Source organism: Ensifer sp. R1-3 (assembly GCF_056739175.1).
Genome location: NZ_CP096518.1, coordinates 150854 through 167501 on the forward strand (window position 1 = coordinate 150854; position 16648 = coordinate 167501).

The 16648-nt window shown below is 58.7% G+C and carries 17 protein-coding genes; 9 read left to right on the forward strand and 8 right to left on the reverse strand.

All coding sequences use genetic code 11. The annotated features are described in order from the left end of the window. Positions 1-110: 110 nt before the first annotated feature. The 3 genes from istA (at position 111) to M1D43_RS31390 (ending at position 3415) form a co-directional block, all read left to right on the forward strand. A complete protein-coding gene (istA, locus tag M1D43_RS31380) occupies positions 111-1661 on the forward strand; it encodes an IS21-like element ISRsp2 family transposase (protein ID WP_498814880.1) in 1551 nt (516 codons plus the stop codon). Between the two features lie 11 nt (positions 1662-1672). After that, positions 1673-2449, forward strand: coding sequence for an IS21-like element ISRsp2 family helper ATPase IstB (gene istB, locus M1D43_RS31385; protein WP_498814881.1), 777 nt, complete (start codon positions 1673-1675; stop codon positions 2447-2449). Positions 2450-2530: 81 nt separating this feature from the next. Then, complete coding sequence (locus M1D43_RS31390) at positions 2531-3415, forward strand: hypothetical protein (protein ID WP_498814882.1); 885 nt, start codon at positions 2531-2533, stop codon at positions 3413-3415. Between the two features lie 46 nt (positions 3416-3461). On the opposite strand, the gene M1D43_RS31395 is transcribed toward M1D43_RS31390, so the two are convergent. Both M1D43_RS31395 and M1D43_RS31400 read right to left on the reverse strand, forming a co-directional pair. Beyond that, on the reverse strand, positions 3462-4442 hold the full coding sequence (locus M1D43_RS31395) for a restriction endonuclease (RefSeq protein ID WP_498814883.1): 981 nt from the start codon (positions 4440-4442) through the stop codon (positions 3462-3464). A 164-nt stretch (positions 4443-4606) separates the two neighbouring features. Beyond that, positions 4607-5731 carry an RHE_PE00001 family protein gene (locus M1D43_RS31400; RefSeq protein ID WP_498814884.1) on the reverse strand — a complete coding sequence of 375 codons (1125 nt, stop codon included), beginning with the start codon at positions 5729-5731 and terminating at the stop codon, positions 4607-4609. Between the two features lie 514 nt (positions 5732-6245). On the opposite strand from M1D43_RS31400, the gene M1D43_RS31405 reads away from it, so the two are divergent. Further along, positions 6246-7163, forward strand: coding sequence for a recombinase family protein (locus tag M1D43_RS31405; protein WP_498814885.1), 918 nt, complete (start codon positions 6246-6248; stop codon positions 7161-7163). A 66-nt stretch (positions 7164-7229) separates the two neighbouring features. On the opposite strand, the gene M1D43_RS31410 is transcribed toward M1D43_RS31405, so the two are convergent. Next, complete coding sequence (locus tag M1D43_RS31410) at positions 7230-8012, reverse strand: hypothetical protein (protein ID WP_498814886.1); 783 nt, start codon at positions 8010-8012, stop codon at positions 7230-7232. Beyond that, a complete protein-coding gene (locus M1D43_RS31415) occupies positions 8005-9054 on the reverse strand; it encodes a hypothetical protein (RefSeq protein WP_498814888.1) in 1050 nt (349 codons plus the stop codon). Before M1D43_RS31415 ends, M1D43_RS31410 begins: the two co-directional genes overlap by 8 nt. A 77-nt stretch (positions 9055-9131) precedes the next feature. Between M1D43_RS31415 and M1D43_RS31420 the strand changes: the two genes are divergently transcribed. Continuing rightward, the gene (locus M1D43_RS31420; RefSeq protein ID WP_498814890.1) at positions 9132-9905 is read left to right on the forward strand and encodes an RES domain-containing protein; all 774 of its coding nucleotides are present in this window, start codon (positions 9132-9134) and stop codon (positions 9903-9905) included. Positions 9906-10319: 414 nt separating this feature from the next. Here M1D43_RS31420 and repC read toward each other — a convergent pair whose 3' ends face one another. From repC to repA, 4 genes are all read right to left on the reverse strand, one after another. Beyond that, complete coding sequence (gene repC, locus M1D43_RS31425) at positions 10320-11537, reverse strand: plasmid replication protein RepC (protein WP_498814892.1); 1218 nt, start codon at positions 11535-11537, stop codon at positions 10320-10322. Between the two features lie 173 nt (positions 11538-11710). Continuing rightward, positions 11711-12670, reverse strand: coding sequence for a plasmid partitioning protein RepB (repB, locus tag M1D43_RS31430; RefSeq protein WP_498814893.1), 960 nt, complete (start codon positions 12668-12670; stop codon positions 11711-11713). Beyond that, complete coding sequence (locus M1D43_RS31435) at positions 12663-12794, reverse strand: hypothetical protein (RefSeq protein WP_498814895.1); 132 nt, start codon at positions 12792-12794, stop codon at positions 12663-12665. The genes repB and M1D43_RS31435 overlap by 8 nt, the downstream gene beginning before the upstream one ends. Beyond that, positions 12794-13990 (reverse strand): plasmid partitioning protein RepA, encoded by a 1197-nt coding sequence (gene repA / locus M1D43_RS31440; RefSeq protein WP_498814897.1) that lies wholly within the window; start codon positions 13988-13990, stop codon positions 12794-12796. Before repA ends, M1D43_RS31435 begins: the two co-directional genes overlap by 1 nt. A 380-nt stretch (positions 13991-14370) precedes the next feature. On the opposite strand from repA, the gene traI reads away from it, so the two are divergent. Genes traI through M1D43_RS31460 form a run of 4 tightly spaced genes read left to right on the forward strand, consistent with a single transcriptional unit; the run spans position 14371 to position 16646 of the window. Continuing rightward, on the forward strand, positions 14371-14994 hold the full coding sequence (traI, locus tag M1D43_RS31445; protein ID WP_498814898.1) for an acyl-homoserine-lactone synthase: 624 nt from the start codon (positions 14371-14373) through the stop codon (positions 14992-14994). 9 nt (positions 14995-15003) lie between these two features. Next, positions 15004-15981 carry a P-type conjugative transfer ATPase TrbB gene (trbB, locus tag M1D43_RS31450; RefSeq protein ID WP_498814900.1) on the forward strand — a complete coding sequence of 326 codons (978 nt, stop codon included), beginning with the start codon at positions 15004-15006 and terminating at the stop codon, positions 15979-15981. Continuing rightward, the gene (locus M1D43_RS31455; RefSeq protein WP_498814902.1) at positions 15971-16354 is read left to right on the forward strand and encodes a TrbC/VirB2 family protein; all 384 of its coding nucleotides are present in this window, start codon (positions 15971-15973) and stop codon (positions 16352-16354) included. Before trbB ends, M1D43_RS31455 begins: the two co-directional genes overlap by 11 nt. Continuing rightward, complete coding sequence (locus tag M1D43_RS31460) at positions 16347-16646, forward strand: conjugal transfer protein TrbD (RefSeq protein ID WP_498814904.1); 300 nt, start codon at positions 16347-16349, stop codon at positions 16644-16646. Before M1D43_RS31455 ends, M1D43_RS31460 begins: the two co-directional genes overlap by 8 nt. Positions 16647-16648: the final 2 nt, after the last annotated feature.

A 16648-nucleotide genomic window follows, 5' to 3' on the forward strand; every position in this document is an offset into this window, starting at 1 on the left:
ACAGTGATTCCGCTAAATCCCGGACAGTTTCCGGCGGCGGTGTGACAGGTTGGTTCGCGGCTGCGCCGTCTTGGTTGTTAGGCCTCTCACGACAACGTTGAGAGGGGCCGATGCCGAGACGGAAGCAAGCAAGACGAACGACAGTGAGGGATATCCGGACGATTCTGCGCCTGACCCATGAAGAGGGTCTTTCGGTGCGCGAGATTGCCGAGCGGCTGAAGATCGGCAAGAGCTCGGTATCGACCTATTTGCTGCGCGCTCGCGAGGCCGGGCTTTCGTGGCCGTTGCCAGTCGGCGCGGACGAGGATGCAAAGCTGGAGCGGCGGCTGTTCGGCCGAGCCGGTCGACCGCCGCGCGATCTCAGCGAGCCGGACTGGGCGCTGGTGGTTCGGGAGCTGAAGCGCAAAGGCGTGACGCTGACGCTTCTATGGCAGGAATACCGTGCCAACCATCCCGATGGTTACGGCTTCACGTGGTTCTGCGAGCAGGTTGCCGCCTTTCGGCAGCGCACGAGTGTAGCGTTCCGCAATCGGCACGCGGCGGGCGCCGTGATGCAGACCGACTATGCCGGGCCGACGGTGCCGGTGATCGATCCGGCGACCGGTGTCATCCATCCGGCCCAAATCTTTGTCGCGGTGCTGGGCGCCTCCAACCTGACCTTCGCCCATGCCAGCTTTAGCCAGCAGTTGCCAGATTGGATCGACGGCCAGGTGCGTGCTCTGACCTTCTATGGTGGGGTCACCAAGGCAATCGTGTGCGACAACCTCAAATCAGGGGTGGCCAAGGCCCTTTGGTTCGAGCCGACGTTGACTGCGACGTTCGCCGCCATGGCGGAGCATTACGACACCACAATCCTGCCGACACGCAGCAGGAAACCGCGCGACAAAGGCCGGGTCGAAGGCGCGGTGCTGATCGTGGAACGCTGGATTCTGGCCCGGCTCAGGAACCGCACCTTCTTCTCGCTTGCCGCCCTCAACACGGCGATTGCCGAATTGCTCGAGGAGCTGAACAACCGGACGATGCGCCACGTCGGCAAAAGCCGCCGCGAACTGTTCGAGGAGATCGAGCGGGCAGCCTTGAAGCCCTTGCCGGCGGTGCCGTTCGAATATGCGGAATGGAAGTCGGCGAAGGTTCACCCGGACTATCATGTCGAGGTCGACAAGACCTTCTACTCGGTGCCGCATCGGCTGATCGGATGCACCCTGCAGGTGCGGCTCACCCACCGGGTGGTCGAGATCTTCCATGATCACCAGCGTGTTGCCAGCCATGTCCGCCGCTCCCAGCGTTCCGGCCACGTCACTGTCAACGACCATATGCCCAAGGCGCATCAGCGCTATGCCAACACCACGCCGGCCAATCTGATCGGCCGTGCGACCCAGATCGGCCCCAATGCCGCCATCCTGGTCGAACGCATGATGCGCGACAGGCCGCATCCGGAACAGGGATACCGCTCGGCCATGGGTATTCTGTCGCTGGCGCCGCGCTATGGATCGCAGCGCCTCGATGCGGCCTGTGAGCGGGCGCTCACCATCAATGCCATCACCTATTCCTCCGTCGCCTCCATCCTCAAATCCGGCCTCGACCGGGAAAGACCGCAGGCTGAACATGCGGCCCCCACGCCTGCGCATACCAATATCCGTGGCCGATCCTACTACCAGTGAAGGAAGCAAGAATGCTGACAAACCCCACCCTCGACCAGATGCAGGCCCTCGGACTGATGGGCATGGCCGCCGCCTGGCGCGAATTGACCGAGCAGTCCGGCGCCAATGAGCTCAGCCGCGATGAATGGCTCGGCCTGATGCTCGACCGGGAAGTCTCCCTGCGCGCCGACAAACGCATCCGTAACCGGCTCGCCTCCGCCAAGCTACGCTTCGCCCAGGCCTGCATCGAAGATATCGACTTCGCCGCCGCCCGCGGTCTCGACCGGCGCAACACCATGGCGCTGGCCCAAGGGCAATGGCTCACCGCCCATGAAGGCCTGATCATCACCGGCCACACCGGCACCGGCAAGTCATGGCTGGCCTGCGCCTTCGGCAGGCAAGCGGCCAGGCTCGGTCACTCCGTGCTCTATGTGCGCGTGCCGCGCATGTTCGAGGACCTCGCGCTTGCCCGCCTCGATGGCTCTTTCCCTCGCCTCATCGACAAGCTCACCCGCGTCCAGCTCCTCATCCTCGATGACTTTGGAACACATGCGCTCTCCGATCAGCAGCGCTTCCACCTCTTCGAAATCGTCGAGGAGCGCTATCAGAGAAAATCCACCCTGATCACAGCCCAAGTCCCCGTGGCAAGCTGGCACGACCTTATTGCCGACAGCACCGTCGCCGACGCCATACTCGACCGCATCGTGCACAATGCCCATCGCATCACCCTCCGGGGCGAGAGCATGCGAAGGCAAAAAAGCGCTCCCCTCTTGACGGCTGCAGAAAACGGCGAAATCAATCAACCCTGATGGTAACCAGGCTGCCGAGGACCAACCTCGTCAAACTGTCCGGACTTTAGTGAAACTGCTGTCCGGGATTTAGCGGAATCAATGTCCGGCTTTTGCGAAGCGCGCAGACCGACGTTTCCGACAGAGTGGACGCATCTCAGAAAAGCGATCGGGCTTGAAATACGGGGCAAGTCAAAGCTTTCAAGGCGCGAAATCGACAAGAGTGGTGAGCTGTTTTACGTAGGTGAAAGGCTCGACAGTCTGGACGATTGGCTCATCCGCTTTCTGCGAAGGCTCGTCGGCCCGGATAACGACAAGCTCTTTGAAAAAATCAGCAAGGAAGTCGAGCGCATCATTGAAGCTAATGATGCTAGCGGCCTATTGAAGCACTATCTTGCCGATCTTAGAGTCTCCAGACGAGACGCATATTTCGCGATCCTGACCGACTTCTTCCGAAACTATTCTGAATTTTCTCAAGTGCTTTATCGGGTCCGACTTGGCGCCCTACCGCCAAAAGATGCAGCTGCGGGCTCGACGAACTTCGAAAATGTGAAAACCTTCTACGGAGATGCATTTGAGACCTTCGCTGGCCTGGTAGAGCTCTTCACGATGCTCAACAATCTGGATGCCGGGCGCGAATACGATCAGGGGGAACGGCTGCCATTGAAGAAATATCGGGAACTGGACAACTCCAGCAAGTTCAATCCCTTCGCTAATAACGCGACTTTCAAGGAACTCTGTGTCGAAATCGACAACCAGATCAGAAATGCCTCACACCATCGAGGGATCAAACTTTCCGAAGATCGCCACAGCGTCCTGTACCGTGCGGGTAAAGGGGGTACCGGGGAAGAACAGTCCATGACCTACGTGACCTATCTCGATCGGTGCACGCGCATCTTTTTGCAGATAGCTGTGTTTCTCTGCGTAGAGATCATGATGAACTTTCGCCAAGGGCAGGCACTGTTCGGTGGCGGATCGACAACCTAGCAGACCAGCATCCAGACGCTACCCCGCCCCCGTGCCGCCGTTCCTATTACGCGAAAAGCACCTCGGTGAGGTTCTCCGGCGGCGACCAAAGACCAGCCTTTGCTTTGACGTAGGTCTGGCAAAAGGCGACGATCTTCTCCTGATCGCCGAATTTCAGCTTCTGCTTGTCAATAGTCGTGAGCTGCTCGAATGCGTTCGACGTAAAGCCGTATGTCGACAGGAAGAGCCCACCGTCTTTCTTCTCTTCGACGATGACCTTCAAGAGCTTTTCCACAGCCATCGATCCGACCTTCGTGGATGATCGCCAATGTTTGATCTCTACGTAATACTCGGCAAGCTTACCCTTCACCGTGCACGTCAGAATAACGTCCTTCCCACCATCCTTCGACCCCTGCGTAAGTGTCACGGCAAAACCCAACCCTTCAAACACCTCTGCGACGACCTGCTCCACCATGCGCCATTCCAGATGGTCAAGGGCATCCGAACTCTTCGCGATCAACCGCGCTAGGCCGCTGCTGAGATCGCGCAGCATGATCCGAACTTCAGCCTCTACATCGACCTTCCCCTCGCGCAGGCGACTGATCCAGCCACGCAGTCCGCCGATGTCGAGCAATTTGATTCGAAGCGGCAAGCTTTTCTCGACGGCGGCATGAGCCTCGGGCGAAAATTCGCCGTTGCTCACCAACACGACGCGAGTGAGATCCTGCAGCAACGCCGCGCCGATCAACTTTTGCAGGTCCCCCATCGCCACCCTGCGACCAGCTTTTGTGTGAAACTTTGCCTGAACTCCGATCGTCTCGGCGGGTGAAGAGGTGGTCTCATCCACCATACGCGAAGCTCGGAAATCGATTCCCTGATCGTTCAACCCGCCAGTGTGCTCTACCTCGTAACCTTCGATCCCGAAAAGCGGCTGCAACACGCGGCCCAGGACCAACTCCGACTCCCGCGGATCGAGGCTCTCGTCCGCCCGCAGTTTATTGAGCTCAAGATCGAGTGCATCGCATTCCTCCACACTTAGTTTTCTCAACGGTCTGTTCTTTCTAACAATTCCATACCGATAACGGAATGCTTATACCCGGGAAGCCTGAACCGAGGATTGAGAAGCTGAATCCGATAGATCTTCCGGCGGGAAGAGGTGCCACATGCACGCTTGGCACCAGGATCGCGACGTCATTTCCGCCAAAGAAGGCGCTATAGCACAGCCCATGCCCGAAACCTCCCCCTCCCCGTCATCTCCCTCAGGCCGAGCTCTAAAACAATCCGCCGCGCCGCCTGCGGCGTGACGTCGAGCGTCTTGGCGACCATCTTTGCCGACACCAACGGTTTTGCCATCACCAGCTCGACTAGCTTCGGCAATTTCGAAGACGTGCGCCGCCCCTCCAGCTTCCGCTCCATCAGAGTGCGCGCAAGCGCCAGCCGGTCATGCTCTTTCATGCCGATCTCGGCGGCCGCCAACAACCCGTGGGCGATGGCCAGCAGCCGGGTTTCGCGATCGCGATGCCGGCGCCGATCGACGGGAATGGTTTTGAGGCCGAGATTGATCGCGGCGAGATGGGCGCCGGTGGTGATCCCGCCTTCCCGCAGGATCGACGCGGCAAAAAGCCGGCCAAGCCAGGGCGCATGTTGAAGGACGGACAATTCGTTCCAGGCATCAAGGGCGACGATGGCCTGCGGAACCGCCGGCAGATTTTCGGCCTGACGGAGCACGCCGCGCCATTCATCGAGCCGCGCATCCTCGTCCCAGTCGAGGTCATACACCAGGGGATCCTTTTCCGCAGCGCCGCCACCGCCGGCACGACAGGGACGGGTTGCGTTCTCGATCGCCGCTTCCGATCGGGCCAGCATCGCATCGATGGCGGCATAATCGACACCGGGGAGATTACCGACGTCATCACCATCATCCCCCTCCCCTTCCGGATCGATGGCGACCGGGGGTCGAATGACGCCGGCCGGATTGATATCCGACGTCTGTCGCAAAGTTCGGATACCCTCAGCCGATAAAGTCCAACCCGGCGACTGCGCAGCGATGCGCCGACGGGTGCGCAGGACGTCGCGCGCGATGGTGAGTTCATGGGTCGGGGTGCGGATATCGCGGGTGGCATCGTGGAGGACAAGGTCCTCCAAATGAACGAGTTCGCCGTCGATCCACAGCGAGGCGCAGGCATCGGCGAAATGGGACCGTTCGATCCAGCCTGTCCCGACGGCTGAGCGGGCAATGCGCTCGTCGAGACGCGTCAGAGCGATACCAGCGTCAAAAGCCGGTTGCATCAGGGCTGTCATGTTGATTTTCGCGAGATCGTAAGCCATTGAAATCATGGTAAAGGATTTACTAAAGGAAATCTATCTCGGCGTTACAGTTCGCCACTGGATATAATGCACTAGGCCACGCCTAGCCATCGATAACCACCGTTTATCGATGGTAGATGGACAAAGGCCGCAAATCACCCTTGTTGGTCGTTCCTGGATGAGCGGAAACGCCCGGTTTTCCGGGCTTTAAGGCCGATTTTGACCGGGTTGGCCGGACCATCGGCGGCCGAATGTGACTAGGGGGCCGACGGGGACGGATTATCTCCTCGCCCGAGAAACCCTCGGAGCGGTCGCAGGCGAGCCCATCGCGCTTTGCCGCTCCCATAACCGCTGTATTTCCAGCATTTCCGCCACAGAAGCCCGCTGGCGCGCATTTGCCTATGCGGACGCTCCGTTGCTCGTCTTCGGTGGCGATCTGAGTCTGGCGAGCCGCTATTCGATAGCTAAAACACGCTTGCAACTGACCATTTTCTCACGCATTCCTTATTTGCACAAAGTCCCACGAAAGACGCGTGATAAAGCCATGGCAAAACGACAAGCCGCCAATCCGCCCCCGCCACCAAAACGGCTGATCGGTTACGCCCGTGTTTCGACAGACGACCAAGTCCATGACGCGCAGATGGACGAACTCCGCGCCGCCGGCTGCGACCGGATATTCCAGGAGCACGGCTCAGGCGCATCACGGGCGCGGCCGGTTCTCACGAGGCTGCTCGGTGAGCTCACGTCCGGCGACGTTCTCGTCGTTGTCCGGCTCGACCGCCTCGCCCGGTCGGTCAGCCATCTTCTGCAAGTTATCGAGGATCTCGAACAACGCGGGGTCCATTTTCGCTCGATCCGGGATCCGATCGATACCTCGACGCCACAGGGCATGTTTTCCCTCCAGGTTCTCGGCGCGGTCGCGCAGCTCGAGCGTGCGCTGATCGCAGAACGCACCAAGGCCGGCATCAAGGCGGCGAAGGCGCGCGGTAAGCTTCCTGGCAACCCGGGTCTGCGAGAACGGCGTCCGGAAGCGATCAAGGCCGTTTCAAAGGCGCGCGAGAAGCTCTATCTCGACGAACTCATCTCCTCCGCGCAAACGTGGCTGCCGATGGTGCGGCAACTCCGACCTCAGCACAGTTGGGACAATGTCGTGCGGGTGCTCAATCGCCGCGGTCACGACTGGACCGTCGAGCGCCTTCGTCGCGCTGTACATCGCATGGTCCGAGAAAAGCTCGCGGAGAAAGAACTCCTGGCCCGGTCCCCTCGCCGCGCGCCTGAGGACCATCTGACGAAGCTTGCGGCGGCGATCGCCATTGCCGATCCCGAATTGTCGCTTCGCGACATTGCCGCGCAACTGGACCAAATGGGAGAGCGCCCAGCGCGCGGCGGCAAGAAATGGCAGGCGTCCTCGGTCCGGGACCTACTGGACGAGGCGCACCGGTTTGGCCTCATCCGCCGCTGAGGGCACGATGCGTCAGGCGACCGATCGCGCGGTTCCTTTTCCTGCGGGTGTTGTGCGCGGCATGTGCTAGGATTGCAGCTTAGCAGTGAGCCATCCGTGGAAATGCTCCACCCGAAGTGCGAGAAGTGTTCTTGTCTTTGGGTCCCAACGCCGAAGGAGCCCAGTGACGACGGCGTCAGCAGGTGTCCATCTATTGATGTCGCATCCCAGTTCAACAAATCTTGTGTTCCACACGAGGGAGCCGCTAAAGCCTTCCGCATTATCGAATTTTACGCGCTCGCGCACCATTGGTACGGTGGCGGGAGCAAGTTGTGTACTGTCTGGTTCCCAGAATATCTCGAATATTCGATCGTCGCCGGTGTCGCGCTTAATCTGCGAGCAATAGCCTGAAGGAATGCCATCGAATCCGCCAAAGCCGACGTAGGTATTCTCACCGGCGATTCCCCGAAAAAAGATGAGCTCATCCGGTACCGGTGCATGTGCCGCAGAAAACCGGTTAAGAGGAAGGAGCTTTGCTTCCGGCGCCTGAGTCCGCCATGTTGCCTGATCCATGAAAACGACAGAGGCGTCGATTGGATCGGGGTCCGAGGCAAGATTTCCAACGAGAGGCAACATGTGCTTTGCACCGAAAGGGCTATGGGCGATCGGTTGATGGCGAGTGACATGCTCGCAAGTCACAACGCCGACAGCAAGTTGACCGCTCATGCCAGTATGTACGTATGTGCCAGTTCCAATTTGGGGAGGTCTTCCGTCCTGTTCATAAACTATGGGTGTGACGACCTCCCGAGTATGGATTTTCATTTGATCTGCTACGAGGCCACACAGGGCCAACCACACATCCTCAGTCATGGCGCACCCTTCGGCGCCGGCCGTCGACCCCAGTGCTCCCGTCCGGCCACACGACATGGAATTCGGCGTGCTCAAGTGGCCACGCCAGTCCGAAGCCATTTTCGAACGCCAATGCCTTGTCATCGGTCCGCGTGACTTCAGTCTCCAGCAAGATCAGCTGCTTACCGGTCCAGCGCTGGTGCTGACGGTAGTCCAAAAGCTGGCCAATCGCCGAACGTATCGCGAAGCGAACCGTCGAAATTTCCGTGGGTTTGACCTCCACCATGACCTGAACCCCACTCCCACCGACATATCGCATGTCGTCGCAGAATGTCGGCGGGAATTGGATGTCGCTTACCTCTCGTTGAAGAAATCTCTTGAAGCGTTTTTCCAGATCGCTGTGTCTTGGACTGACCTGCACTTCGTGGCGCTCGACGTACTTGGAGTACGCCTCCCCAGCTGCTTGTCCAGCGCGGCGTTTCGGGCTGCTGCCGCGCACCGCTGGTGCGACTTCAGGAGAGCGTCTGCGGATCATACCGCTGACGGCCTTCACGAACCGGCGCGCTTCGGCATCGTTCGTTTCTTCGGCATACCACCAACTCGCCTGGCCGCTCCAGCCAGGTCCGCGGTCGAGGTGAAGCAACTCCGTACGCTCCCTCAACTTTAAGAGGGTGGCGTCCGCCGCAGCCGCGCGCACTTGAAAGCTCCCGACCTCGTCCAACTCGTGGCGCGCAGAGGGGTAGATTCCGTTGAAGAGCTGTCGATGTCGGTAGATCCGAGCATTGCGATACCACCCCACGACACATCTTGGATCACTGCCATCGACGGGCGCGGTCCAGACGACGTCAACGCCGTCAATGAACTCGGCCCGGCTTGATGCTCCCAGTCGTTCAATCTTGACTTGACGGTCGATACCGTTCTTCACAATTTCAAAATGGCCGTAGACGAAGCCATCGTCCCCAGGCACGAAATTGAGTTCCTCGCCGGCTCTCCCCTCCGAGACTACGTAGCCTCCTCCTCCCTTCGGTGGGTCGTCGGGATCTCGCCCGGCATAGTTTTTCATCCAGGATATGTTGCAGAATAGGAGTGGCATCTTTAGATCCGCGTTTCACAACCGCTTGTAATAGCACAGGAGCAAACTTGAGCGACCGAAAGCTTACAGCAGGAAACGAGGGGCAGACGATCGTTCCCGATGGTGCGGATACGAGGTACCTGCCCATGTCGGCCTGGGATATCGGCACCTTCAATGACATCCTCTCGGACGAAATCAATTCTGATTTCGCCTCCAGCATCTGCTGCTGTGATGCGTGTTACGATGAATTTGCTCAGCGTTGGCCGGGGGTGGCTATGCATGATCTCACGTTCAGGAACAATGCCATGAGCGTCGAGTATTGCGTTGAGCAGAGCCGCCTCGTCCAGCTTTACACGCCAGCTGAACTGAAGACTCTCAAGCATTTCGTTCAGTGCCCGCGGTGTGATGGGTATGTGCAGAAATCACTCTACATTTTCGAACACCCATTTGATCGGGTCAGGGAAATCGAGGAGTGGCTCGATGAGCTTGCCGATATAGGAAGTCGCACGCCGTTCCTGCTTCTGGAGCATCCCTTTGCAAGAAGCATACTCGAAGCGGTGCGCGATCTGTCATTGGACACCTCAGCCTCCAGACTAGAGGGGTCCTTCTTCCGAGCCAGAAAGACCGCTGATATCTTGCGCCTCGACCAAAGCCTAACCGATGTCGCAACCTTCGGTCCGGCGCCGGCGGCCGTGATTGGTGAGGGGCGATTCAATCATGCCGGCTCACCCATGGTCTACCTTGCGACAACCCTCGAGACGGCGCTACTCGAGATCGGCTCAACCGAGGATGAGTTTTGCGTAGCCGGGTCACTCGGGGCCAATTCAAGATCCTTGATCTGATCGAGCTCGACGACAATTCCGAACGTCGGACGCCCATCCTTGCGATGGCGAACAGTGCGCTGGTTGCCGCCCCTCGCGCCGATCGCGGATGGCTGAGACCGGAATATGTTTTTTCCCGCTTCGTTGCGGACTGTGCGAAAAACGCCGGGTTTGATGCAATACGGTATCCCTGACGAAATCCGGAGGCGGTGAGAACTATGTACTCCTCTCGCCAAGGAGGCCCGGTACCAAAGATCTCCTTTCTCTCATCAACGTCCACAGGCGCTAAAGCCGTTCCGACGGCTCTTTCCTTTCAGCCCAGGGACAAAGATGGTATCGCCCGCCCGCGAGGAAAAGTTTCCGGCTGGCAACTTTTCAGCTTATACATTGAAAATCAATGCATTAGTCGAAAGAATTGCGAATTGCGCCCTGCTCTCAGGCTGATGATTTCATTGGAACGGCGTTTGCCCTGAGCTGGGCGAACAGCATTGGGCCCAGCGAAAACTCCCCTCGCCGCGCCTTCGCGGTCAGATCACGCAGATAGCCTCCCGCCGAGTTGATATGGCCCGCCCGCTCGTAAATGCAGGCGATCGCAATCGCTGCGGCGGCTTGGCCCATCACCTCGCAGGCGTCTTCGTACGCCGATGGGCTGACACCGAGCATCGACCGGACCGTTACCGCGGCCGACATCATCTCCCGCCAACTTCCAATCGATCCGCCCGGCCCAAAGCTTGTAATTTCCGGGCAGGCGCGCAGCACCATTGATAGCGGGAACGAGTCCGGTTCGCTTTTCCGTTCCGTTCGATTGGTTGGCTCGGATCTTTCGCCCTGCTTCTTTTCGAAGCGAGGTTCAAGTTCATTGCAAGATTCGGTATTTGAATTCTGTATGTGGCAACCAGATGCGATGTCATTGCCATCGCTTTTTTTGATTTCTTCCTGCGTTTCCAACATCCTGGAGACCTCATCGTGCAAAAGGGTCATCTCGTCGAGGCTCGCGATTAAATCCGCCAATGTCGGTCGGCGCGCAAAACGTCCCACGATGTCGACGAAGCACGCTTCCGCAGCCAACCAATCGCCTGGCAGGTTCTCTTCCATCCCTACAGTGATAAGCTTGCGGACATCTCTCCTGACGATCGTGAGCCGGTCCTTCGTGATACGGAACCGCCGCTGTTCGGCAGCGACATCCTGCGCCAGGGCGGCAAACTCGCTCGCACGTGCGATGAGAGGCGCAAGGCTGAAGCCGTAGGCGTCCTCGATGTCACCTTCATCACCCTTTCGAGCGTAGCGCTTTCCGTTGGGGCTATCCTTGCGGATGATGATACCTGCCTCCACAAGCATCCCCAGGCATTTGCGCAGCGTCGTTCCGGCGATGCCATTTGCCCGAGCCGATAGCTGGGCGTTCGACGGAAAGACAATGAGGTTCTTCTCACTGCTGAGCTCGACGGCAGGAAAAAATGACAGGAGGGCATTCAAGACGGCGAGTGCCCGATCCTGGAGGCCAAGGCGCGAGCGGGCGTCACCCACGTCGCGAAACACGCGCCATTTGTCGACGGAGCTTGCCGCTAGAGTTTGCTCCGTCGACACTTGACGCTTCACTAAGGCAAGTGTCATCGGCCGCCGCCCAAAGGGCGTCGTTATATATCCCGTTTCCATGTCCTTCACCTTTCACAAGGCAAAGAAAAGGCTACGCCGGTGTGGCGTTGACTCTTGACTGTGATTCCGGGAAGTGCGATTCTCTAAGCGACCAAACTGAGAGAGGCCTTCTGGAACACCGTTTCGGAGGGCTTTTTCTTTGCTCTATCGTTCCTTTCCTCGTTTCGATTTACCTACTGCTTCGTTCTCTTAAACGAAGCGTAGATCTCCGGCAGGACCGACACGAGGTAGTCCCCGAAGTCAGGGGCCGCCTTTTTGTCGATCGTTAGTGTGATCGTACGTTTGTCTTCCCGAACGCTTGCAGCCTTGACGCCATCGTCCGCTTGCCAAACCTTCGCTTGTGCCTTTTCCTTCCTGGGCCTCTTCGGCGCGAGCACCTCAAAGACCGCGGCGAACCGCTCGTCCGAGGGGAGGGCCTTTATCGTGCTGTCGGATAATACTGCTCGCGCCTTGTCGAGCGCTCCATCCTTGTCCAGTCGCGTTGCCAGTTCGCCCCAACGATCTCGTCCGGTTTTGGGGGCGGCACCAATTGAGCGGATGACATCTGCCGGCAGCTGGGTCGCAGCCTGGATCAGCCGGGAAAGATTGCTTTTATCGACAGCGAGCGCGGCCATGATGACTGAACGCTGAAATCCGCTTGCCTCGAGCTCAGCTGCGTAAAGAGCACGTTCGATAAATGATAGATCCTGACGAGCACTATTTTCCTGCCCTTGGGCCAACACGAGCTCGTCGTCGGTTAAGCTCCTGACAGCTGCCTTGATCTTCCGCCCCGCCAGTTTCACCGCGCGCAGGCGCCGACGTCCATACGCGATCTGATAGCGTCCCTCCATTGAGGGGTGCGGACGAACGAGAATAGGAACCTGCTGGCCGTTCTCCCGGATGTTGCGCGCAAACTCCTCGAACTGCTCGCCATCCTCGTCGAGGCGGTCCGTGACGGACGGTGTGTCGATCAGATCAGGATCGAGTTCCATCAGGGACTGGGATTTCAAAAGCTCTATCGAGCGCGAAACGGCACCGATCGCTCCGCGTGGAGCATATTGCGGCGTGACGTTATCCTGGGCAGAGACTTCATCAGTGCCTCCGGCACGAGATTTTGGGCCGGCGAGATCGGAGAGAAGGTGTTTTCTAGCCATTTTCTGCTCCTTTTTCCATCGCTGAAAGTGCGAAATAAGCGAGCATTTCCAGCCCGTTAAACCCAAAGTTTCCGGCTGGCAACTTTTCAGCGATCGAGCAACGGTGGGCGGTCAGCGTCTGCATCACTTCCGACCCCAGGATGTCTGAATCAACTGCTCGATTTCATTGTTCACGTTGTCGAGCGATTCCATCGCCCGATCGTAGGTTGATCTCGTGAATTGATCGCGGCTGACCTCATAAAGCGTCTGCTTGGTGATACCCGCGTCCGAGATCGCCGTACTCTTGAGCATGGGGTGATTGAGGACGTGATCGCCAAACATGGTCCGCATGAACGACACCATCTGGTTCTGTGGGCCATCGCCAGGCTCATAACGCGTCACGAGGTACCGCATCCAGTCATAGTTCATGCTGCCACCAGCTTCCGCGACGACGCTTAAGAGTTCAGACGTCATGAGCAGGAACTGGCACATCGACATCACGTCCAACATCTGCGGATGAACGGTAACAAGAACGGCCGTGGCAGCGCACAGGGCGGAGATCGTAAGGAAACCGAGTTGCGGCGGGCAATCGACCACGACGACATCATAGTCGTCCGCCACTGACGCGATAGCGTCATCCATGCGAGTGAAGAAGATGTTCTTGCGATCGTTAGAACCGAGTACCTTGGCGGTATCGTGCTCAAATTCCATCAGCTCAAGATTGCCGGGCACAAGGTCGAGGTTGGTGAAGTAGGTCTTCTTTATGACCTCTTTCAGCGGTCGACGCTCGCTGTCATACCTGACTGCGCCATAGAGCGTCTCGTTATCATTCACGTCGAACTCCGGCTGGAAGCCGTGGAGTGCGGACATGCTGGCCTGAGGATCGAGGTCGATAGCGAGAACCCGGTAGCCGTTGAGCGCCAGATATTGGGCGAGGTGTGCCGCGGTAGTCGTCTTCCCGGACCCACCCTTGAAATTGACGGCGGTTATGACCTGCAGATGCTCGTGTCCGGTTCGCCTCGGCGAATAGCGACGATCCCCCTTGCCGTTCTCGTCAAGGTACTCCCGCAAAGCCTGGATGGTTTCAACGGAATAGGATCGACGGTTATTGTTCCCGATCTCGGGTTGCGGCCCTTTGCCCTCAAGCGAGAGATGACGAAGATAGCCATCGTTGACGCCGATGAGTTTCGCTGCTTCGGTAGAAGAGAACGACCGGAGTGTCTTGCGGGCTTCTGGCGGATAGAGCTTCACGCGATGCTCGTGCAGTGCACCCGAGAGATCTCGCGCATGCGCGGCTATCAGTTTATGGATAGCTTTCTGAAGCTGGGCGGGATTCTCCACGACGTCCTCTCGTACACACGGTAATTTTCGTAAACACAGCAAAATGCCGTGGATAGAACACCCGATTCCAATCAGCGTTGCAAGATGTTTTAGGTTAACAAAAGGTTAACACGCAGGCGGCGAGTGAGACGGCCGCGACCTCTTTTGCTTTTTTTTCTAAGCATTTAGCAAGACGCATGACATAACGTGTTCTATGTTTGTTTTACTGTGAATCCTACAACCGACCCGCAGAAGGTTTGCTCGGAAGAAAGTCGATTTCCGTCAAAACGCTGGCGCAACCCTTCGCGACTCACCCAGTCTGAGTATGTAGGATCCTACAACTACCGCTCGATTCCGATCTGTGCTGACTTCCCCGCCGACCAACGACGACGGAGAAATTCATGCAGGTTCTCGCGATCTCAGCGCCGAAGAATATTACGGAAACTGAGCTTATCCACCGCCATCACGAGCTACGCGCGCGTGTCTTCGCCGACCGCCTGGGCTGGGATGTCGAAGTTAACGACGGCCTGGAATTGGATGCTTTCGATGCTCTGATGCCGACCTACATCCTCGCAATTTCCGACAGTGACCTAGTGGCAGGATGCGCGCGGCTGCTGCCGGCGACTGGCCCCACAATGGTGACCGATGTCTTCGACTCACTGCTTTCGAATCGCCGGTTGAACGCACATTCCGCGATGATTGAGAGCTCCCGCTTTTGCGTCGACACGACGCTCGGCGAGGGCAGGGGAGACGGATCCGTGCATGAGGCGACGCTGACCATGTTCGCCGGCATCATCGAATGGTGCATGTCGAACGGCTTCACCGAAATCGTCACCGTCACTGACCTGCGTTTCGAGCGGATCCTCGCGCGCGTCGGCTGGCCGCTTCAGCGGTTGGGCGAACCCAAGCCGATCGGCGTGACGATGGCGGTCGCGGGAATCCTACCCGCCGACGCCAGTACATTTCAAAAGCTCCGTCCCGCCAACTATCGCTCTGAATTCACCCCCCTCAGCAAGGCAGCGTAGGAGAAATCTGTGAACCAGCTTCGCTCTCACCCCCGGCTTGTGCGCAAACTTCAGGAAGCACTCGGCGATCAGCTCTGCGTGGCATTGGATGACGCAACCGTTGTCGAGATCATGCTCAACCCGGACGGAAAGCTATTCATAGAACGCCTTGGGCACGGCGTCGTCCCAGCTGGCGAGATGTCGTCGGCCGCAGCCGAAATGGTTATCGGCACCGTGGCACATGCCCTTCAATCCGAGGTCGATGCCGAACAACCGATCATTTCCGGCGAATTGCCGATCGGTGGCCATCGCTTCGAAGGCCTGTTGCCGCCCGTCGTTTCCAAGCCGGCGTTCACCATTCGTCGTCGTGCCTCACGCCTGATCCCGCTCGAGGATTATGTGCGCTCGGGCGTGATGACCGAACAGCAGGCCTCGACCATCCGCAGCGCGATTTCGGCTCGGCTCAACATCGTCATTTCGGGGGGCACGGGTTCCGGCAAGACGACGCTCGCAAATGCCGTCATCAACGAAATCGTCAAGTCGGCGCCGGAAGACCGCCTCGTCATCCTCGAGGACACCGCGGAAATTCAGTGCGCTGCCGATAATGCTGTCCTTCTCCACACCAGCGACACGGTCGACATGGCGCGGCTGCTGAAAAGCACCATGCGCCTGCGACCCGACAGAATTGTCGTTGGGGAAGTTCGCGACGGCGCTGCGCTGACACTGCTCAAGGCATGGAACACCGGCCATCCGGGCGGCGTCGCCACGGTCCACTCAAACACGGCGATGTCGGCACTGCGCCGTCTTGAGCAGCTGACGGCCGAGGCCAGCCAGCAGCCGATGCACGAGGTGATCGGCGAAGCGGTTGACCTCGTCATCTCGATCGAGCGGACGGCGCGGGGAAGGCGCGTTCGCGACGTCATCCAGGTCGAGCGCTACGCACACGGCGAATACGAAATCGAATCCGATCAACTCACGGAAGAGCAGGAGGCGCGCCATGTCGCGTAGCAACTCAGTCATCGCCATAGCCCTTCTGGCGGTTCCCATCGTGCTTGCCTCGGTCGCGCCGGCGCTCGCGAGCTCAGGCGGCAGTCTTCCTTGGGAAGGGCCGTTGCAGCAAATCCAGGAGTCGATCACCGGCCCGGTCGCCGGCGCGATTGCACTTGCAGCAGTCGCGATCGCCGGCGGCATGCTGATCTTCGGCGGCGAGCTCAACGATTTCGCGCGGCGGCTCGTCTACATCGTGCTTGTCGCCGGCATCCTGCTCGGTGCGACCAACATCATCGGGCTGTTCGGCGCCACCGGCGCATCCATCGGACTGCCAGGCGAGCAGACGACCTCTCTTGGTTCAAACGGAGGAGGGGAGGGGGCTCATGGCTGAACCTCTGTCCGGGCTGCAACGCAATCGCATTCACCGTGCGCTGTCACGTCCGAACCTCTTGATGGGTGCGGACCGGGAACTGGTGCTTCTGACGGGTCTCGCAGCCGTCATTCTGATTTTTGTGGTCCTGACGCTCTACTCCGCGCTCTTCGGTGTGGCTGTCTGGATCGTGATCGTCGGGTTCCTGAGAATGATGGCAAAGGCGGACCCGATGATGCGACAGGTCTATGTCCGTCATATCTACTACCAGCATTATTACCGGGCGACTTCCTCTCCGTGGCGTCGATATTGAGG